This window comes from Porphyromonas somerae DSM 23386 (genome assembly GCF_000372405.1).
In the GTDB taxonomy this organism is placed as follows: Bacteria; Bacteroidota; Bacteroidia; order Bacteroidales; family Porphyromonadaceae; genus Porphyromonas_A; species Porphyromonas_A somerae.
Genome location: NZ_AQVC01000029.1, coordinates 1 through 21752, shown reverse-complemented (window position 1 = coordinate 21752; position 21752 = coordinate 1). Strand labels below are relative to the sequence as shown.

At 48.5% G+C, this 21752-nt stretch carries 14 protein-coding genes; 4 read left to right on the top strand and 10 right to left on the bottom strand.

The genetic code is table 11. The features are described from left to right. Positions 1–29 precede the first annotated feature (29 nt). A complete protein-coding gene (locus A3GK_RS0106605) occupies positions 30–2342 on the top strand; it encodes a glycoside hydrolase family 95 protein (protein WP_018028682.1) in 2313 nt (770 codons plus the stop codon). 845 nt (positions 2343–3187) lie between these two features. Here the strand turns inward: A3GK_RS0106605 and gdhA are convergent. Next, positions 3188–4531: an NADP-specific glutamate dehydrogenase gene (gdhA, locus tag A3GK_RS0106600; RefSeq protein ID WP_018028681.1), complete on the bottom strand. Its 1344-nt coding sequence runs from the start codon at positions 4529–4531 to the stop codon at positions 3188–3190. A 289-nt stretch (positions 4532–4820) separates the two neighbouring features. Between gdhA and typA the strand changes: the two genes are divergently transcribed. From typA to A3GK_RS10585, 3 genes are read left to right on the top strand one after another with little or no spacing between them, the layout of a single operon-like run. Continuing rightward, positions 4821–6623 (top strand): translational GTPase TypA, encoded by a 1803-nt coding sequence (typA, locus tag A3GK_RS0106595; protein ID WP_018028680.1) that lies wholly within the window; start codon positions 4821–4823, stop codon positions 6621–6623. A 12-nt stretch (positions 6624–6635) separates the two neighbouring features. After that, positions 6636–8411 (top strand): glycosyltransferase family 2 protein, encoded by a 1776-nt coding sequence (locus A3GK_RS11050; RefSeq protein ID WP_018028679.1) that lies wholly within the window; start codon positions 6636–6638, stop codon positions 8409–8411. Then, on the top strand, positions 8390–9112 hold the full coding sequence (locus A3GK_RS10585; RefSeq protein WP_018028678.1) for a tRNA1(Val) (adenine(37)-N6)-methyltransferase: 723 nt from the start codon (positions 8390–8392) through the stop codon (positions 9110–9112). Before A3GK_RS11050 ends, A3GK_RS10585 begins: the two co-directional genes overlap by 22 nt. Positions 9113–9379: 267 nt before the next feature. On the opposite strand, the gene A3GK_RS0106580 is transcribed toward A3GK_RS10585, so the two are convergent. The 9 genes from A3GK_RS0106580 to nspC all read right to left on the bottom strand — a co-directional run bounded on the left by A3GK_RS0106580 (position 9380) and on the right by nspC (position 21416). Next, complete coding sequence (locus tag A3GK_RS0106580) at positions 9380–10501, bottom strand: GTPase (RefSeq protein ID WP_018028677.1); 1122 nt, start codon at positions 10499–10501, stop codon at positions 9380–9382. Positions 10502–10506: 5 nt separating this feature from the next. Beyond that, positions 10507–11925, bottom strand: coding sequence for a [FeFe] hydrogenase H-cluster radical SAM maturase HydG (gene hydG, locus A3GK_RS0106575; RefSeq protein ID WP_026161769.1), 1419 nt, complete (start codon positions 11923–11925; stop codon positions 10507–10509). Positions 11926–11932: 7 nt separating this feature from the next. Next, on the bottom strand, positions 11933–12934 hold the full coding sequence (gene hydE / locus A3GK_RS0106570) for a [FeFe] hydrogenase H-cluster radical SAM maturase HydE (RefSeq protein WP_018028675.1): 1002 nt from the start codon (positions 12932–12934) through the stop codon (positions 11933–11935). Continuing rightward, a complete protein-coding gene (locus tag A3GK_RS0106565; RefSeq protein WP_018028674.1) occupies positions 12915–14402 on the bottom strand; it encodes a monomeric [FeFe] hydrogenase in 1488 nt (495 codons plus the stop codon). The genes hydE and A3GK_RS0106565 overlap by 20 nt, the downstream gene beginning before the upstream one ends. Before the next feature lie 127 nt (positions 14403–14529). Beyond that, the gene (locus tag A3GK_RS0106560; RefSeq protein ID WP_026161768.1) at positions 14530–16755 is read right to left on the bottom strand and encodes a GH92 family glycosyl hydrolase; all 2226 of its coding nucleotides are present in this window, start codon (positions 16753–16755) and stop codon (positions 14530–14532) included. Further along, entirely contained in the window at positions 16755–17912 is a 1158-nt protein-coding gene (locus A3GK_RS0106555) for a hypothetical protein (RefSeq protein WP_018028672.1), read from the bottom strand. The genes A3GK_RS0106560 and A3GK_RS0106555 overlap by 1 nt, the downstream gene beginning before the upstream one ends. After that, a complete protein-coding gene (gene rimO, locus A3GK_RS0106550; RefSeq protein ID WP_018028671.1) occupies positions 17909–19204 on the bottom strand; it encodes a 30S ribosomal protein S12 methylthiotransferase RimO in 1296 nt (431 codons plus the stop codon). Before rimO ends, A3GK_RS0106555 begins: the two co-directional genes overlap by 4 nt. Further along, complete coding sequence (gene ftsY, locus A3GK_RS0106545) at positions 19204–20157, bottom strand: signal recognition particle-docking protein FtsY (protein ID WP_018028670.1); 954 nt, start codon at positions 20155–20157, stop codon at positions 19204–19206. Before ftsY ends, rimO begins: the two co-directional genes overlap by 1 nt. 56 nt (positions 20158–20213) lie before the next feature. Further along, on the bottom strand, positions 20214–21416 hold the full coding sequence (gene nspC, locus A3GK_RS0106540) for a carboxynorspermidine decarboxylase (protein ID WP_018028669.1): 1203 nt from the start codon (positions 21414–21416) through the stop codon (positions 20214–20216). Positions 21417–21752 lie beyond the last annotated feature (336 nt).

Genomic DNA, 21752 nt, shown 5'->3' with positions numbered 1-21752 from the left:
CATAAGAATCATATCAATAGGTAACAGTAATGACTAAAAGATTTGCACTCCTCCTTTGTAGCCTTCTTGTGGTACTTCAGGCACTCGCTCAGGAGCACATCTTGTGGTACGATCACCCTGCGACTAGATGGGAGGAGCGACTTCCGCTAGGTAATGGACGGCTCGGTATGATGCCCGATGGAGGTATCGCCAATGAGCGAATTATCCTCAATGATATCAGTATGTGGAGCGGTAGCTACGACCCCACTCAGTGGAAAGAAGGGGCAAGCAACTATCTCCCCAGTATCCGTGAGGCACTCTTAAAGGGAGATAGCCAGTTGGCCCAAGACCTCGTCTATCAGCACTTTGTCTGCGGGGGGAAAGGAAGCAACCATGGCCAATCGGCCACCACCCCCTACGGCTCTTTCCAGATGCTCGGCTGGCTCAATCTACAGCATCAGTTACCCGATAGCTCTTACAGTGACTACCGCTTCCAGCTAGATCTAGATGAAGCACTACTCACTACTTCTTTCAAAATGGGAGAGGTGGAGTATCGCCGCGAATACATTGCCAGCCATGGCAAGGAGGACGTACTAGCCATTCGGCTCACTGCAAGTCAAAAGGGTAAGATCTCCTTCACCACGCAGCTTTGGCGACCAAGTCAATATCAACTTTCAATCGCACCCGATGAGATAACCCTTGAAGGGCAATTGGAAGATGGTTGGGGAACCGACAAAGGAGTCACCTACAAAGCACAACTCAAGATATACCCCATAGGTGGAGAGGTCTCTATCGCCGAGGGAGGGCTCAAGGTGACGAATGCCGATGAGGTGCTTCTACTAATCGGCAATACCACCTCTCTATTGCCAGGCAAAAGCGACCTATCTCACGGGAATTGGCAAGAGCTGCTTTCCCACCACCTCCAAAGCTACCAAGAGAAGTACCACCGAGTAGCTATCCATCTTGATAGCAAAGTAGATCATCAGTCGCTCACCACCGACGAGCGACTGCAACGCTTCCAAAAGGATGAGGACCCTGCTTTCGTAGAGCTTTACTACAACTTCGGTCGCTACCTTATGATTTCAGGCACTCGCCCCGATGCTTTACCCCTCAACCTACAAGGAATGTGGGCAGGTGGCACTCAACTCCCTTGGAATGGCGACTACCATCTCAACATCAACCTACAGATGAATTACTGGCCAGCTGAAGTGGCAGGACTAGGCGACCACACCTTGCCCCTCTATCGACTGGCAGAGTCTCTTGTGGAGAGTGGGACCAAAACCGCCAAGACCTACTACAATGCCGAGGGGTGGACAGCTCATATGATGACCAACCCTTGGAGTTTTACCGCCCCTGGTGAGAGTGCGTCATGGGGTGCCACTAATACGGGCGGTGCCTGGTTGATGCAACACGTTTGGGATCACTACGCCTTTACTCTCGATCGTGAGTTCCTGCGTAGGTACTACCCTATGCTCGAGGGGGCGGCAAAGTTTTTCATCACTTCCCTTATTGAGGAGCCGTCGCACGCTTGGCTAGTCACGGCTCCTACCTCTTCGCCCGAAAATGGATACATATTACCTGGTAGCAAGACCCCCCTCTATATCTGTATGGGGGCGACTATGGACAACCAAATTGTGCGAGAGCTACTCACCAACCTCATAACTTCGGCCGCTATCCTTGGGATAGAAAACGAGTGGACAGCCAAGGCTAAGGCAATCTTACCACGATTAGCACCCAACCAGATAAGCTCCAAAGGATATCTGCAAGAGTGGCTGGAGGACTATCAAGAGGTGGAGCCACACCACCGGCACGTCTCTCACCTCTATGCTCTCTACCCAGGCAACACCATCTCTACGAATAGTACGCCCGACCTCGCCAAGGCTGCGATGGAGACTCTCAACCGTCGTGGCGATGGGGGAACAGGTTGGTCAAGAGCATGGAAAATCAACTTTTGGGCTAGGCTCAAAGATGGAGCACGAGCACATAAGCTACTGAAGAGCCTACTACAACCAGCAGAAAATAGCGGAGGTACCTATCCCAATCTATTCTGTGCCCACCCACCCTTTCAGATTGATGGTAACTTCGGTGGTATCGCGGCTATTTCGGAGATGCTCATCCAAAGTCAAGATGGCTTTGTGGAGCTATTGCCAGCCCTACCCCCAACTTGGCAAAGTGGCAGCTTCCGTCAGCTCAGAGTGAGAGGTGGTGCCATGGTAGACCTCACTTGGAGCAATGGCAAACCAAAACAGGTGACCCTCTCTACTCAACTCAATCGCACCACTATCCGACTAAAACACCCCACTACAGGAGCCATCAAGAGCTACACCATCTCCAAAGGGCGTCCTAAGACCCTTCGCTTCTAATCCTTACATAAGAAGGTCGTTTGGCAAGGGGCTGTTAAGACTAAATTTAATTGGGGAAGACGACCTAGCAGCCTGCCCAGAGGTAATGCATTGGAAAGTTCTTACCGTATGGATTTTAGCGGGGTGTCTATGAGTAAGGACCTCGGCAGAGGTCCGTGCTAAATAGGCACAGGTCAAGGCACGGAGTGCCGAAGACCTGTGTATTGATACGTGTAAAACACCCTTGCGACCCCGGCCGAGGGGTCGGACAACCCTATCTCTAGGCCGGACCCCTCAGCTGGGGTCAAGGAGGTGCTGAATATGCTCTTACACACAGGTCGTTCGGGGCTAACGCCCCTCCGACCTGTGTCTATTTAAGAGGGACCTCTGACGAGGTCCTTACTCCATTATACTCAATAGCTTGTATAAGATCATTGTTACAACAGCTAAGTGGTCAAAAGTTTAGTTGCAACTAAGCATTTGCTTTGTTGCAACTCGACATTTGCTTAGTTGCAACTCGCCGATCGCTTAGTTGCAACTAAGTTTTCGCTTTTATATAGTGTTGAATATCATATTGTTATAAATGGGCTTTTTTGCCACTACTTTCCACTATTTACAGAGTCATTAACTTATGCATATACTCCTAATACGTAACCCCTGAACCCCTGTAGCCTACCCCAATTATTTCATATACAAAGCCATTCTATTTCACGTATAAAACATTTTTGTTTTATACATCAAACATCTTAGCTTGATATAGGGAATATTATGATGATCAACGCTGTCTCGTCTTGAAAGGTCTATATGCAAAATGGGCTAGCGTCATTACTGACCCTAGCCCATTTTATTGATATGCTATTACCTGATTAGATAACGCCTTGCTCAAGCATAGCCTGTGCTACCTTCATAAAGCCTGCGATATTAGCACCCTTCACGTAGTCTATAGAACCATCAGGTTGAGTACCATACTTCACGCACTGCTCGTGGATCGACTTCATGATCCAGTGTAGCTTCTCATTAACCTCCTCAGCAGGCCAATTGAGGTGAGCAGCATTCTGAGTCATCTCAAGACCAGAAGTAGCCACACCACCAGCATTCACAGCCTTACCAGGGGCAAAGAGCATACCACTGCTTTGGAAGAAGTGGATAGCCTCAGGAGTACAACCCATATTCGAAACCTCGCAGCAGCACCAGCAACCATTATCCTTCAGCTCCTTAGCGTCGTCGCCATTCAGCTCATTCTGGAAAGCACAAGGTAGAGCGATGTCACAAGGGATACTCCAAGCCTTCTTACCAGGGGTAAACTTAGTTTTGTCTGGGAACTTATCAGCCATATCCTGTACCTTGTTGCGGTTTGAGCTACGCATTACAGGCATATAGTCAATCATCTCCTCAGTGATGCCATTAGGAATCTCGCAAACACCATCAGGACCAGAGATAGCAATCACCTTACCACCTAGCTCAGTGGTCTTCTTAGCAGCACCCCAAGCTACGTTGCCGAAGCCAGAGATAGCTACCTTCTTACCCTTGATGTCCTTACCTGCCTTAGCAAGAAGGTGCTCAGTGAAGTAAAGTGCACCAAAACCAGTAGCCTCTGGGCGGAATTCCGAACCACCCCAAGTCATACCCTTACCAGTAAGTACACCAGTGTGATACTCACGAGTAAGCTTTTGGTACATGCCATTCATATAGCCGATCTCACGGGTACCAACACCTACGTCACCAGCAGGAATATCCTGATCAGGGCCGATGCAGTGAACTAGCTCTAGCATAAACGCTTGGCAGAAACGCATGATCTCAGCCTCTGACTTACCTACTGGGTCAAAGTCCGAACCACCCTTACCACCGCCCATAGGCAAAGTAGTTAGTGCATTCTTGAAAGTCTGCTCAAAGCCGAGGAACTTAAGCATAGAAGGGGTCACGGCTTTGTGGAAGCGGATACCACCCTTGTATGGGCCAATTGCCGAGTTAAACTGTACACGATAACCGATGTTGGTCTGCACCTCACCCTTATCGTCTACCCAATTCACACGGAACGTAAAGATACGGTCTGGCTCCACCATCCGCTCTACGATCTTGTTTTTGTCGTATTCAGGGTGTGCATTGTATAGGTCCTCAATAGACTCAAGAACTTCCTGCACTGCCTGGATATACTCAGCCTCGCCTGGGTGCTTAGCTTCCAGATTCTTAATAATCTCTGCTACTTTCATAATGCAATAGATAATAAATGTATAGATTAGTAAATCGTTAATATTATTCTGTTATCAGCCAATGGTACTTTAGACCCTTAGGTTACAACATCACAAACTTAAGAAATAAATAGATACCAAACACCTTTTACCCCAAAAGTATGCTATAAAACAATACTTCCGACCCATTTTTCTGCTGTTCCTCACCTCATATATCCGATGGAGTATTGAAGGGGGCGGGGTGATTATCACCGTGTGCGTACACTTTTTGGTATCTTTGTGCCGACAAAAGTAAATACAAGGAGATTAGATGCAAAAGATTAGAAACATTGCGATTATTGCACACGTGGACCACGGTAAGACTTCGCTCGTGGACCGTATGCTACAGGCTGGGAAGCTATTTAGGGAAGAGAGTGCAGAGCTCACACAGATGCTAGATAATAATGACCTAGAGCGTGAGCGAGGAATCACGATCCTCTCCAAAAATGTCTCCATCAGATACCAGGACTACAAAATTAATATCATAGACACTCCAGGGCACGCCGACTTTGGTGGTGAAGTGGAGCGTGTACTCAATATGGCTGATGGCTGTCTGCTGATTGTCGATGCCTTTGAGGGGCCGATGCCTCAGACTCGTTTTGTGCTGAGCAAGGCGATTGAGATGGGACTGAAGCCTATTGTGGTGATTAATAAGGTGGATAAAGAGAACTGTCGGCCCGATGAAGTGCAGGAGATGGTCTTTGACCTAATGTTCAACCTCAATGCAACAGAGGATCAATTGGACTTCCCCACCTTCTTTGGTTCGGCAAAACAAGGTTGGATGTCGACCGATTGGAGAAAACCGACCGACAACATTCATCAGCTCCTCGATGCCATCATCAAGTATATCCCCGAACCACCGATGCTAGAGGGGGCAAGCCAAATGCTCATCACCTCCCTCGATTACTCTAGTTTCGTAGGGCGTATTGCTGTGGGGCGTATCCACCGTGGCACCCTCAAGGTAGGTCAGAACATCGTCTTGATGAAGCGTGATGGTACCCAGCAGCAGAGCAAGATCAAGGAGCTTAATATATTTGAGGGACTTGGTCGTCGCAAGGTAGACGAGGTTTCTTGTGGTGATATTTGTGCTGTGGTTGGGCTCGACAACTTTGAGATCGGCGAGACGATTTGCGACGTCTCCACTCCAGAGGCTCTACCAAGTATTGCGATTGATGAGCCGACAATGAGCATGCGCTTCATGATCAATAACTCCCCCTTCTATGGTCGGGAGGGAAAATATGTCACCTCACGCCATATCTATGACCGTCTCCAGAGAGAGCTAGACAAAAACCTAGCGCTTAGAGTAGAGGAGACAGATAGTGCCGATAGTTGGATTGTCTATGGCCGAGGGGTACTACACTTATCCATTCTTATTGAGACCATGCGCCGTGAGGGGTACGAGCTTCAGGTGGGGCAGCCCCAAGTCATCATCAAGGAGATTGATGGGGTAAAGCATGAGCCAATTGAGGAGCTAACGGTGAACCTTCCCGAGGAGGTAGCGAGCAAAATCATTGACCTCGTGACCCGTCGTAAGGGCGAGATGACCGAGATGGAGCAGAAAAACGACCGCACCTTCCTCAAGTTCCGCATCCCCTCGCGAGGCATTATCGGGTTGAATAATCAGGTGCTAACCGCTTCGAGTGGTGAAGCAATTATGGCACATAGGTTCCTAGACTTTGAGCCTTGGAAAGGCGATATCGAGACCCGCAACAATGGCTCCATCGTTGCACTAGAGAGTGGTACTGCCTACGCCTATGCCCTGAATAACCTGCAGAGCCGCGGTCGATTCTTCATCGACCCACAAGAGGAGGTATATGCTGGTCAAGTGGTAGGAGAAAACACCCGTGACGAAGACCTCAACGTGAATGTCTGCAAATCCAAAAAGCTAACCAACATGCGTGCTTCGGGTTCGGACGACAAGGTGCAACTCGCTCCTCCAATTCGCTTCTCGCTTGAAGATGCCCTAGAGTATATCAAGTCCGACGAATTGGTAGAGGTGACCCCTAAGTCAATGCGTATGCGTAAGATCATACTTGATGAGACCGAACGCAAGCGTAGCCAACGCAATAAATAATACCTTGGCGATATGATTCTGGTCGCCATAGTCACCTACAATGGGCTGAAGTGGATAGATAGTCTACTTCAGCCCTTTCTGTATGACCGCGACCAGCTAGAGATCGCAGTAGTAGACAATGCCTCTACCGATGGCACTCCTGATGAGATAGAAAAGCGCTATCCCTTTGTAAGGGTGCTCCGTCGCCCCTCCAATCTCGGCTTTGGAGCTGCCAATAACCTCCTAATGGAGGAGGTGCAAGCCAAGGAGTGCTATGAGGGAATCTTTCTACTTAATCAAGATGCCAGTATCTCAGCTGAAACGATACGAGCCTTAGCCGATCACTGCCAACAATATCCCGAGATAGGCATCCTCTCCCCACTCCACCACGGTAGCGACGGAGCGGTAGAGCAAGGATTTGCCCACTATCTACCAGAGCCACCCTATCACGGATTTACCGAACTCTCCTTTATCAATGCGGCACTTTGGTATTTACCACGGCAGACACTCCTAAAGGTGGGTCTCTTCTCGCCTCTTTTCCACCACTATGGCGAGGACCTAGATTATGCCCATCGAGTAAGGTTTGCTGGATTAAAAATCGGCTTCCTTCCGCACCTCACGGGACAGCACTTCCGTCCTTCTACCGCCATTTCAGACGAGAAAACCCTTCGGCTAAAGCAGGCCTACCACCTCGCAGAGGCGATCAATCCGTTGCTTTCCCCTTTTGCACAATTCTACAGAGGGCACCTGGCTCCATTTGGCGAAGCACTTCTCTCAAGAGGAAATCGCCGACGATCGCTCCTTAAGATGGCTAGAAATCTTTGGCAGATGCGACCAATGATGAAGCTTTGGCGGCAGCGACCACCACTAGACTTAGAGGGACTTCAGCGAGCATTGGACCGAAAAGAGTTGGCCCCACTGCTCCTATTTGTCTACAACCGTCCAAAGCACACAGCACGAATTCTACAGAACTTACTACAGCAACCCGAGATCACCCATACTCCTATATATATATGGAGTGATGGGGCAAAAGGTGCGGACGACCAACAAGCGGTAGAAGAGGTGCGTGCACTCTGCCGACAATTCCCCAAGTCACAGCTCCACTGCCAGCCCACTAACAGAGGGCTCGCCCATAACATTGTGGAGGGGGTTACTAAGCTACTTCAGACACACGACCGTGTGATTGTGCTGGAGGATGATCTGATTCTCTCTCCCTACTTCTTGCGTTGGATGAATGATGCACTCTCTCTTTATGCCTCTGAGAAAAGAATCGCCCATCTACACGCTGGCACTTTTTATACCTCTTCAAAGCTCCGAAACAACCACCCACTTTACTTTGCAGGCAGCTGGGGTTGGGCAACTTGGCAAGACCGTTGGCAAGAGCTTTGGGAGCCAGATGGGAAGCAGTTGCTACAACAGTTAGAACATGATCCAAAGCTCTATCAACGATTTAGATATGGTGGGTTTATGGACTTTCCAAAGATGCTACGCCGACAGATTACTGGGGAAAACAACTCCTGGGCGGTCCGTTGGCACGCCTCGCTACTCCTTCATCAAAAGCTGAGCATCAATAGCAATCCTCCCTTGGTCACCAATGATGGATTTGACGGTAGTGGCACCCACTCTGGTGGCGGAGGTCGGTACCACACAGCGGTAGCTCCCTATCCGCTCTATGCCGATCCTATTGTCCCTACTCCAGAGGATCCAGAAGCCTATCATATCTTGCGGAGATACTATGCCCGCACCAATAATAAAGTGATGAAAGGGTGGTACAAGCTCAAGGAACTATGGCAAAGATATTTCGACTAAAGCAATTTGAGATACGCCAAGAGGAGTCGGCCCTCAAAGTAGGTACCGATGGTATGCTCCTGGGTGGCTACATTGCCCACCACTTCCAAGATCATCAGCCGAAAACGGTATTGGACGTCGGTACCGGCACAGGGATTATTGCCCTTATGCTGGCACAAGCTTTTCCTACCACCCATATCACAGGCATAGAGCTAGATAGCGCCAGTGCCAAAGAAGCGAGCTACAACGCAATTCACTCCCCCTTTGCCGATAGGGTTACCATACTAGAACAAGACTACCGAGACTATCGGGGTGCAACGCACTACGACCTTATCCTCAGCAACCCGCCCTACTACACCCCAACACACAAAAACAACGATCAACGAGAGACCGTAGCGAAGCATTCTATTACCCTCTCCCCCGACCAATTCTTTGCAACCAGCCTCCACCACCTAGCCCCCCAAGGGCAGATTGCTACCATACTAGCCACTTCTGCACAGAGTGACTACCTAAAGGCAGCTAAAGAATACAATATCCACCCCCAACACCACCTCTACATACAGACCACCCAAAATAAAACCCCAAAGCGAGTCCTCACCCTATGGAGCCAAGAGCCCACCCCCTGCACCACTAGCCACCTCACCATACTAGCAGGTGCTGGCACTCACAACTACACCCCCGAATACACCCACCTCCTCCGCCCCTACCTCACCATCCTTTAATGAGAATATTGCACTAAGTGCCATTCTCCTCTATGGGGGGGGTAAAAGTTGAGATGCAACTAAGCAATCGGCGAGATGCAACTCGACAAATGCTTAGTTGCAACTCACCGATTGCTTAGTTGCATCTCGGCAAACGCTTATGTACAATATTGAATTACAGATGGTTGCAAAGGAGGGCTCTGCACCCTATTTCAACCAGCTTTTCACTTAGCACCTCTAATGCGTAACCCCTGTTACGCAATGAGAGGTTGATGTGGTGTTTTGTAATTATGGTAGGACTACTCGATCAAGTATGCCTAGCAACTGTGCGATGGCGATACCATAATTGGTCATCGGCACTTGCTGGCGGGTTGCTTCCTCCTGTCGAGTAAGGAGATGATTGCGATTCATCATACAAGCTCCACAGTGAATCACCAGTTGATATCCACTCAGGTCTGTAGGAAAGTCGTCACCATTCACATGGGTAATCACTAGCTCATCCCCTAGCTTCTTACGTAGTAATTTAGGCAACTTCACTCGACCGATATCCTCATTAGTTGGCACGTGGCTGCAAGCCTCTGCTATTAATATATGAGCGTTGGGCGGTAGCTGAGAGAGCACTTTTGCACCTGCCACTAAACGGTGGATATCCCCTTTATAAGCACTCATCAATACTGAAAAAGAGGTAAGTGGTACTTCGCAAGGCAATTGCTTCTCCACCTCTTGGAAAACAGAAGAGTCGGTGATGACTAAGTCGGGCATCGCACGTAGCTTGGAAAGGGTCGCACCAAGCTCCTCAGGTTGAATGGCTACTACCAAACAGTGCTTATCTAGCAACTCTCGTATCATCTGCACCTGTGGCAAGATTAGTCGTCCTTTAGGAGCCGCCTTATCCTGTGGCATCACTAGAAGTACCAAGTCGCTCGGTTTTGCAAGGTTTCCCGAGAGGGTCTCCTGTCGGCATATTTTCCGCTCCTTAAGCGTTTTAGCTATTAGTTCAATAGCTTGCTCTCGCAATGCTTCTCTGTCCTCAGAAAAGGGTAACTTAAAGGTTAAAAAGATAGCATTCGGGTAGTCCTTTACCAACTGCGGGTCTAGCGACTCTTCCCTCTCATCTTGAAGGACTAGCACAATATCTGCACGCCTCAAAGCCACACGAGTGGCCGCCATTCTCTGTGCTCCCAAAGGAGATGAATCTCCCACCCCTGGGGTATCTCCCAGCACCACTGGCCCCACTTCAGGTAGTTCAATACGCTTATAAAGTACATCAGTGGTGGTACCAGCGATAGGCGAAGTAACGGCATACTTCTGCCCCACCAGCAGGTTGAATAGTGTTGACTTGCCACTATTTACTGAGCCATAGATAAGGATATGTGGCAATTCGGATTGAGGGGTAGCTACCGACTTCATATTTGCTATAGTCTAAAATCTCGCTCTCCCTCTTTTATCCTCTGGATTCTCTCCCGTGCAATTGACTGTACCTTTGGATTGGGGATCAGTGCTAGTTCACGCTGGATCACAGGTTCCGCCAATTGGCGTGTATGCGGCGATGCATAGTCCGAGATATACTCCTCTAGTGTCATCAGTGCATTGGGTCCACAGCAATTGGCAATCTGACCATTCTTGCAAAGTTGCATAAAGCGGTCACCCGTTCGCCCCTCTCTATAGCAAGCGGTACAGAAACTTGGGATATGCCCCTCTTCAAGGAGCCAAGCCACCACTTCATCAAGAGTGCGCTGGTCACTCACATCAAACTGTGCGGAGTCCTTGGCATCTGCTTCGTTGGCATAGCCTCCTACAGTGGTCTTAGAGCCACCACTGACCTGAGACACCCCAAGGTGAAGTGCCGCACTACGCACAGAAGCCCGTTCCCTTGTAGACATAATAATACCTGTATAAGGAACGGCAATACGAGCCACTGCCACAATATGCAAAAAGATATCATCGGGCACTGCATTGGGGAAGTCGCCTAAAGAAATATCATCGGCAGGACAAATTCGGGGGACACTGATGGTGTGGGGACCCACTCCAAACCGAGCTTCGAGGTGCTCTGCATGCATCAAAAGCCCTATGAAGTCGTAGAGATAAGTATTGAGGCCAAAGAGTACTCCACAGCCTACATCATCAATTCCGCCCTCCATAGCTCTATCCATCGCCTCAGTATGATAGGCGTAGTCGCTCTTTGGTCCAGTAGGGTGAAGTGCTTCATAATTGCTCTTATGATAAGTCTCTTGGAAGAGAATATAGGTGCCGATGCCTGCTTCATGTAGTCGACGATAATTCTCCACGGTGGTGGCAGCGATATTGACATTCACCCTTCGGATAGCTCCATTTTTATGGTGAATAGAGTAGATCGTCTCTATCGACTCAAGCAGATACTCCATCGTATTATGCATAGGGTGCTCCCCCGTCTCTAGTGCCAACCGCTTATGACCCATATCTTGCAGAGCTATTACCTCCTGCCGGATCTCCTCTTGGGTTAACTTACGTCGTGGAATCTGCTTATTCTTCAAGTGATAAGGGCAATAGGTACAGCCATTAACGCAGTAATTAGAGAGGTAAAGCGGAGCAAATAGCACTATCCTTCGCCCGTAGAAACGATGCTTCAATTCGCCTGCCAGCTCAGCAGTCGCTTGCCTAATATCCTCATCTGTGGCGAGTAGCAAAAGCGCTGCCTCTCTGTGATCTAAGCCTTTTGCCTCACGCCCCTTCTCTAGGATAGCTCTCTGCAGTTCCTTATTGTCTTTATTCGCCTCTACATAGGCGATGGTATCAAGTATCTCTTGATGATTAATAAATTCCTCGGCACGTGCCGAATACTTATCGTATTTCATTATCTTATTATTTTGCTGTAAAGCCATACAACGCTAGCTCCGATCGCAATAATTCTATTCCTTCTGCCGCTTCACTTCCAAAGCTCGCCTTATGATCATAAAGTTGATACAACTGCCGAAAGCGAGGCGGTGAGAGATTGGGCATGACTACATTTGCACCCGCTTCAATAGCCCTCCGACGTCCCTCATTGGAGAGTGACGCCACAGCTGTAGTAGCTGGTATATTAGCAGTCGGGCAGATCAAGCGGCAAAGAGCTACCATACGCACCGTGAGGTCTAGCGAACCACTCGGGTAACTTCTAAATGGAGTATCGTGGTGTGGCAGAAAAGGACCAATCCCAATCATCGCTGGCTGAAACCTTTGGATAAAGGCTAGGTCGCGTGCCAAATGACAAAGCTCTTGACCTGGCGAACCAACCATACCCCCTACTCCTGTCTCAAAGCCAATCTCTTTCAGAGCATTAAGTGCCGCTACACGACTTTCAATACGCTGGCGAGGAGGATGAAGTTGCTGGAAATGAAGCGGGTCTATCGTCTCGTGACGCAATAGATAGCGTCTGGCTCCCGCATCATAAAGCTCTTGATATTCAGGTTGACTCATTTCGCCAAGCGAAAGGGTCAATACCACATTGGGATACTTCCGATGTAGCTCACGCACCAACTCTACCAAGCGGTTTCCTCTCCAGTAGAGGTCTTCACCACCTTGGAGTACAAACGTACCGAGACCTAAAGTATTTCCTATACTGCAGACCTCAAGAATCTCCTCCTCAGTCAGTCGGTACCTATCAACTGCTCTATTAGAAGCACGAATACCACAATAGTAGCAGTCGGAACGACAATAATTGGAAATTTCAATGAGCCCACGAAGCTTTATCTCACGGCCGAAGTGCTCCTTCGCAACTGCTCCTGCTGCCTTCTCCACCTCATCTCCTTCACAGCTGAGCAACTCGAGGAATTGTTCTTCCTCAAGCTGTTCACCTTGTAAAAGCTTAGCGAGGGAGGTCAGCATAAGTGAGTGGAATCGTTGAGATCTCTTGAGCCAATTGCTTACGACCTGCCACAATATGATTGTGGGCACTCGGTCCATTGACACACCCACCAGGGCAACACATCACCTCAATAAATTGAGCTGGAGCAGTGCCCCGTACCGCATACCCTTTGAGCTTGGCAAGTGTCTTCTTATCGATATTGCAAATCATCTCCGTAGTGACCTTATCCACCTTATCCGCAGTCTCAGGCTGGCATCTTAGGTAGCTCTGAACAGCACCCATCACGCCTCCATTCTGAGCAAAGCCGTGTGCCTCGCGTACAGAAGTAACCTCTGGGAGGAAGCTCTCCTCCTTCTTCAAGTCGATCTCAAGGGCAGAAAAGATTGAGGCAATCTCCTCAAAGGTCATCACATAGTCCACCTCCTGACCTTCACGGCGCGCCTCTTTGCGCTTCGCCACGCAAGGGCCAATAAATACGATCTTACCATTGGGGTACTTAGCTCTTGCTCGCTCAGCAGTATAGTACATAGGCGACTTAGAATCGGAGACAAAGTCATGCAACTTAGGGATATGCTTGTCAATCGCTTCGTAGAAAGAAGGACAGCAAGAGGTAGTCATAAAGGACTGCCCAGCCTCCAACTTCTCTAAAAGCTCGTGCCCTTCGTGGTGCACAGTGTCCATAGCACCCTGAGCCACCTCAATCACGTCGGAGAAGCCGATACGCTTCAATGCCCCATACACCTGAGCATGAGGAGCATCGTACTGGGCCAAAATAGCAGGAGCCACAATAGCTATCACCTTTTCACCCGCCTTAATCTCCCGAAGCACATCAAAGACCTGAGAGACTTCAAAGATAGCACCAAATGGACAAGCATTGATACAAGAACCGCAGTAGATACAGCGGCTTTCATCAATGTGCTCAATACCGTGCTCATCCTTCTTAATGGCACCAACTGGGCATGAAGCCTCACAAGGCACAGGGATATATACGATGGCATGATAGGGGCAAGCACCATGGCAACGACCGCAACTAATGCAGTCATCATGATCAATCTCCGCTTGACCATTTTTCTTAAAACTAATGCACTTCTTAGGGCAGGCATTGTAACATGCCTTACTCACACAGCCACGGCAGAGGTTGGAGACCTCATAATTGATTTCCACGCAACTGGTGCAAGCCTCATCAACAACACAGAGAAGATTGTCTTTCTTCTGACGCTCCTCGAGTACCTGCTTAGCGTAGTATGAGAGTGGGGTCACTTCATCTACCTCATCCGTCATATCTAGTCCCAACAGCGGGAACATCTTATATCGTAGCACTGCACGCTCTTTATGGCGACAGCAACGAATACGTTCTTTGCGATGCCGTGGGATCATCTCTATGGGTACAGAATCTATTTTCTCTACCAATTCACCATCATACCAAAGTCGCACAAGCTTTGAAAGTAGCTCATGGCGAATAATCATCACATTGTTGGAGTAAGCCATATCTGTCCTATTAAAAATATCTAGCCATATATACTATATTGTACATAAAGCGGTTAGAATTACAATACAAAGATAACACTTTTTACGCACAATTGATACCTCCTCATTGCAAAATCTGAGGTATCAACTACTCATTTGATAAAGAATAGGGAGCATCGCTTGGCATAGTCCCTCGCTGATAGTTGGGTTGGGGACCCATCTCAAATGATATTTCATCACTATTCCTCAACTGGTCAAACGTTAAGTAGTTCCTACTCCACTGCTTTCCATCAATATAGATAGACTGTATGTAGCGATTATCTCTGTTATTATCCGTTGATTTCAACTGGATAGGTTGCTTACCAGGACGCTCCACGATCACCTCGTCAAATAGAGGCGAACCAATCACATACTGTTGCGACCCAGGGCAGACAGGATAGAAGCCCATAGCCGAAAAGACATACCACGCAGAAGTCTGTCCATTATCCTCATCACCACAATACCCATCAGGCGTAGGTGCGTAAAGGCGATTCATCACCTCACGTACACGGTACTGAGCCTTCCAAGGCTGAGCAGCATAATTGTAGAGATAGATAGCGTGTTGTATTGGCTGATTACCGTGGGCATAATTACCCATATTCATAATCTGCATCTCTCTGATCTCGTGGATAGTAAATCCGTAGTAGCTATCATCAAAAAGCGGTGGAAGCTGGAATATACTATCCAGCATCTGTACGAATGTATTGGCGCCACCCATTAAGTTGATTAGTCCTTGAGGGTCGTGGAATACCGACCAAGTATAGTGCCAACTATTTCCCTCGGTAAAGGCATCGCCCCACTTAAGCGGATTAAATGGAGCTTGCCACTCACCATTTTGTAGCTTTCCTCTCATCAGGCGGTGACTTGGGTCAAAGAGATGGCGGTAATTCATAGCCCTCTCACGATAAATAGCAATCTCCGACTTAGGTTTATTAAGTGCCTTTCCAAATTGATAGATGCACCAATCGTCATAAGCATACTCAAGAGTACGAGCAGCACTCTCATTAATACCCACATCGCAAGGCACATATCCCAGCTTATTGTAATACTCAAATCCAGCACGCCCAGTAGCACTCACTTCAGGGTGGCGGCTATGGGCACCGTGCACCACAGCCTCCCATAGCACCTCAGCATCCTTCTTGGGGGTAAGTCCCATAATATAACCATCTGCCACTACCGAGGCACTATTATTCCCCACCATTATATCACGGTGCCCAGGGCTAGCCCATTCAGGCAAAAACCCACTCTCACGATAGGCATTAGCAAGTCCCTCTTGCATCTTACTCGCCTCTTCGGGATAGCAAAGATTGAGCAGTGGGAATAGACTTCTAAAGGTATCCCAAAAGCCAGTATCGGTATACATATACCCAGGTAACACCTTGCCATTATATGGGCTGTAGTGCAAGACCTTACCAGATGCATCTACCTCATAAAAACGTCGTGGAAAGAGTAGCGAACGATAGAGTGTAGAGTAGAAGGTGCGGATATCATCGAGGTCGGACCCCTTCACTTGTAGCCGTCCAAGCAAACGATCCCATTCAGCACGCCCCTCCTCTGCCACTTCGCTTAGAGAGCGACCAGCTACCTCCTCCAGATTCTGCCAAGCCTGCTCTGTGCTGATAAAGGAGCTAGCCACCCTTAGGGTCACTTTGCTACCTCTAGGGAAACCGATCGCTAGAGTGGTGCTATCGGAAGAAACCAGTTCAAATGGCACATCACTAGTCAGTACAAAGTAATTGCAAAAGTTATCAGGCACTCCACCACTATTCTTAGTGGTATATCCTGTAACCACTCCCCGAGATTCATCTGCAGAGATCTTACAGGGAGCCTCCATCGCATCTATCACCAGATAATTATCTTTATAGTCGGGGTAGTGAATATCAAATACCACGGCTCGCTCTGTAGGTGCCAATTCCACCTCGGTATCATGGTCGGCCAAGTAGACACTATAATAATATGGTTTCGCCACTTCCGCTTTGTGCGAAAACCAACTCGCCCGCTCTGCCTCCTTTGTACGCAAGTCTCCCGTGACTGGCATAATGGAGAACTGACCGTAGTCGTTCATCCAAGGGCTTGGCTGGTGCGTCTGCTTAAAACCCTGAATCTTATTAGCGGTATAGGTATACTGCCAACCATCGCCATTCTTCCCCGTCTGAGGAGTCCAAAAGTTCATCCCCCACGGCCGAGCAATGGCGGGATAGGTATTACCCGACGAAAGCTCATAGGTCGACATTGTGCCCATCAGCACTTCAACATGATCAACAGGCTGTACTTGGGCATTCAAATTCAATAAGCTAGCCACACCGACTAGGCATAAAAAAAGTATTTTTCGCATCATGGTAATGAGATTGTAGCTCTTTGCTCTCTGTAAGATTCAAACTTTCGATTTTGGATAATGGTCTCCCACGCTTTCGCCTCCTGAACAGCCTCAAGAGAATCCTTTCTGAGATCGTAGCATTCAAGCGAAGGAACCATTAGAGTCTGCCCATAACGCAGATTGTTGGGATCAGGGATACTATCTTTATTCGCCATATAGATATAGACCCAGTAATAGACATTGCCATAATACCGACGAGCAATCTGTGCCAAGGAGCCTCCCCTACCTACCTGAATGGTATCTATTGCAATAGGGTTTTCTGGCGTGAGTACAAGGGTATCATTCACCACTGGAATAGTATCTTTCACCACAGCCACCTGATTACTCTCTTCGGGCAGAGGTGCTGGAGACTTAGGGGCTAGCCACCACACGACTAATGCGAGTAGTGCCACCACTGCCAAGGAGATCCAAAGGAATGGGGCAGTGTTGCGGGATTTTTTCTTTGGAGGAGCAACCGGGGTCGCCTCAACCGGCACAGCTTCTGCTTGGATCGGTTGCTCAATAACCTCCGGCTTCTCCGGCTCTTTCTCTGTAATGGCAAATTGAGCCACAGTCGCCCCCTCAGCTACCGTAGAGGTTGTTTGAAGCTCTGGAAATTGGACGCTCTCCCGAAGCAACGTAGGCTTGTAGACAGAAAAAGGTTGATTAAGCAGCTCAATCACCGCACTAGAGGGGACAAAGTTCAACAACAATACCCCCTCAATCTCCTCCGTCACATAAAAGTCACCCAACCCAAATAGAGAGACTCTTCGCCCCCTAAACAAACCATCTAAGAACTCCTTTATCTCAGCAGCAAGAGCTCTAGAGCCCTCCTCCTCATCTAAGTTGTGGAGCAGGGCTAATGATTCAATAAACTCTTGCGTTACATATGAGGTGGGTGCATCATAGTCCAACTGAGTATAACGCTGCGCCTCCAACAGGTATTCAGCGGGAATAAATTCCAAAGCGATATGTGGAGGCATCAACACCCGACCTCGTTCCTCGGTCAAAATGTACTCCTCACAAAACCGAGCTCTAAATAGACCAATGCATGGCAAAACGAGGTCACTTTGATCCACCAACCTCGCCTGCATAAGGGCCTGTGCCTGCCTTAAGATATCGCTTTTATCACTCATAGCAATCTCCCAATGGTATCAAAGCCATCTGCCTCTACAATCTCCACATCGTAGAAGTCCCCAATGGTCAGTTCCTCATCTGTCACTACTAGCACCTCAGGATCCACATCTGGGGAGTCGTACTGGCTACGACCAATATAGTAGCCCTCCGAAGCCCGATCAATCATCACTTTCTGAATGGTACCCACCAATTCCTCCGCCTTCTCAAAAGCAATCTCCTCTTGGAGCGCCATCAAGCGATCTAGTCGCTCTTGCTTTACCTCGGCAGGGATTTCATCTTCATAATGCTGATAAGCATAGGTCCCCTCCTCGTGAGAGTAGCTAAAGGCACCCATTCGCTCAAAGCGGACTGTTCGCACAAAGTCCATCAACTCCTCAAAGGCCTCCTCACTCTCCCCAGGGTGCCCCACCATCAAAGTGGTCCGCAAATAAATACCTGGCACCCGCTCCCTAATAGTCGAGATAAGTGCTAGCGTCTCCTCCCTCGTCACGAAGCGTCGCATAGAGCTCAGCACCTCATCATTGATGTGCTGTAAGGCGATATCTAAGTATTTGCACACCTTCGGCTCCTCCCTAATCACATCTAGCAGTTCCATTGGGAAGTGATTGGGGTAAGCGTAGTGTAGTCGCACCCACTCAATGCCATCAATCTTACAGAGCTCCCTCACCAATTGTGGTAGTTTTGCTTCTTTGTAGAGGTCTATCCCATAATAGGTCAGATCCTGAGCAATCAACTGAAGCTCCTTCACCCCTTGTGTGGCAAGGCTCTTAGCCTCCTGAAGAATCTCCTCCATCTGCCGAGATTGGTACTTTCCCGTCATCAGTGGAATAGAGCAGTAGGCACAAGTACGGTCGCACCCCTCAGCAATCTTGAGGTAGGCATAATGGTCGGGAGTAGATAGGAGCCTCAAATCGGCTGGAGTGGTGTGGTATGCCTTTCCAATATCAGCCAACAACTCTTTCCAATTAAATTTACCATAAAACCTATCCACCTCTGGGATCTCCGCCTGAAGCTCCTCCATATACCGTTCACTCAGACAGCCCATTACAAATAGCTTGCCGATCCGCCCTTCCTTTTTCCCCTCTACCAATTGCAGAATGGCATTGATCGACTCCTCCCGTGCACTCTCTATAAAGCCACAAGTATTGATCACCACAATCTCCCCTTCAGGAATCTCGGCATCATGAACCACTTGATAGCCATAGCTAGCAAATTGCTTCATCAGATGCTCCGAATCAACCAGATTCTTGGAGCACCCCATGGTGATCACATCTACTCTATTCTTCTTCACTACTCGCCAAATAAAGAATCCACAAATTCCTGCTTATTAAATAACTGTAGGTCGGTCATCTGCTCACCCAGACCGATGTACTTCACAGGGATCTTAAATTGGTCAGAAATTCCAAGAACCACGCCACCCTTTGCGGTTCCGTCGAGTTTCGTCACAGCTAGAGCGGTTACATCAGTAGCAGCGGTAAATTCCTTCGCCTGCTCAAAGGCATTCTGCCCCGTAGAGCCATCCAATACTAGAAGCACCTCCTGCGGAGCTTCGGGCAATACCTTCTTCATCACATTCTTGATCTTGGTTAGCTCATTCATTAGCCCCACTTTATTGTGTAGCCTTCCAGCGGTATCAATCAGCACCACATCGGCACCTTGCGCCTTGGCATGAGCCACCGTATCATAAGCGACCGAAGCTGGGTCACTCCCCATCTCCTGCTTGATGACAGGCACCCCTACTCTCTCGCCCCATATCACTAATTGGTCTACCGCCGCCGCTCTAAAGGTATCGGCAGCCCCGAGCACCACTTTATATCCTGAGCTCTTGAATTGATAGGCAAGCTTACCAATGGTCGTCGTTTTGCCCACACCATTCACCCCTACCACTAGTATTACGTAGGGCTTTTCCTGCTCTTTGATCGAGAAGTCGGTACCATCACTGGTATTATTCTCTTCCAACATAGCAGCCACTTCACTACGCAAGATTTGCTGTAGCTCACCAGTCCCCACATACTTATCTCTAGCTACACGCTCCTCAATCCGCTTGATGATTTTGAGCGTGGTAGGTACTCCGACATCGCTACTCACCAGCGTCATCTCCAGCTCATCGAGTACCTCATCATCCACCTTGGTCTTTCCGACCACACTTCTAGAGAGCTTCCCAAAGAAAGAGGATTTGGTCTTCTCCAATCCACTATCCAGCGTCTCCTTTTTCTCCTTCGAAAACAGTCCAAAAAAAGCCATTATCTTCTCCAAATATAAGTATCCAAAGCCCTCAAAAAGGGCAACGATACCCTCGGTTAATCCATTCTACTCAAATAATCCTCCACCCCATATTCTCTTAGCACTTCTAACTGCCCATCCAATCGCTTCACACAGATAGACGGGTGCTTAATGCCATTAAACATCGTAGTCTTCACACTGGTGTAGTGCAGCATATCCTCAAAGATTAGGAGGTCGCCCACCTTGGGCTCATTAGCAAAGTACCAATCGCCCATCACATCGCCACTCAGACAGCTATTACCCCCGATACGATATTGGTGCGTATGGGTAGCCGTGGGTGCCATCTCTGCACCCCTCACACGTGGCTGGTAAGGCATCTCAAGACAATCAGGCATATGGCAGGTAAAAGAGGCATCCATCATCAGTGTTCTTATACCATGATTCTCCACAATATCCTCAATCGTGGCAACTAAGTAGCCAGTCTCCCAAGCAAAAGCACTCCCTGGCTCCAAGATAATATGGAGATGCGGATACTTAGCCTTAAAACTGAGCAAAAGCCCGATCAAGTGCTCCACATCATACTCCTGATGCGTCATCAAGTGGCCACCTCCTAGATTGAGCCACTTTACCTGCTTCAATAGATGGTCACACTTCTCCTCTATTACCTTGAGTGACCGCTCCAATTGATAGGAATTGCTCTCACAGTGCGTATGGATATGAATACCCACCATGCCCTCCGGAAGTTTCTCTGGGATCTGCGACACAATCGTTCCCATACGGCTACCTGGAGCCGCAGGATTGTAGAGCTCTGTACCCACCTCGCTATACTCGGGGTTGATTCGAATACCACACTCTATCGGGTGACCTTGATAGCCCCGCACCCTAGGGTAGTACCGCTCAAATTGCGATAAGGAGTTAAAGACAATATGGGTGCTACACTCCATAATCTCCTCAAATTCCTCCGATTTATAAACGGGGGCATAGGTATGCGTGAGGCTACCCATCTTGTCCCTACCCATTCGTGCCTCAGCCAATGAACTAGCAGTAGAAGCCGAGATATACTCTCTAAAGATAGGGAATAACTTCCATAGAGCATACGCCTTAAAGGCCAGGATAATCTCCACACCAGATCGCTCCGCAACCTGCTGGATACGCTCTAAGTTGGCCCTCAGCTGAGCCTCCACCTGCACATAAGCAGGGGTGGATAACTGCTGTGGAAAATATTGGTGAGGATCACTCCCCATCATCGCTTTGCTCCGAAAGTCAAACTGCCTACCCATATTACTTCATTACGCCATTTAATAGCCAAAGATACCAAAAAAAAGTTGGGGATAGAGCATAACGAGGGAGGGTTTGCAGGGGTTACGCATTAGAATAGTCTTGTAAGTGGTAGTTATCGGGGTATCTATGAATAAGGAGATTGTTACTCTGAGTTCATAATTAACATCCACGGATAAATCCATACCACAAATAAGGGGGCTGATGGTCTTCGTACAACTGCCTAAAAAAGCAACAGCTAAGTGGCCAAAAGTTTAGTTGCAACTAAGCAATTGCTTTGTTGCATCTCGGCATTTGCTTAGTTGCAACTCGCCGATCGCTTAGTTGCAACTCAGTTT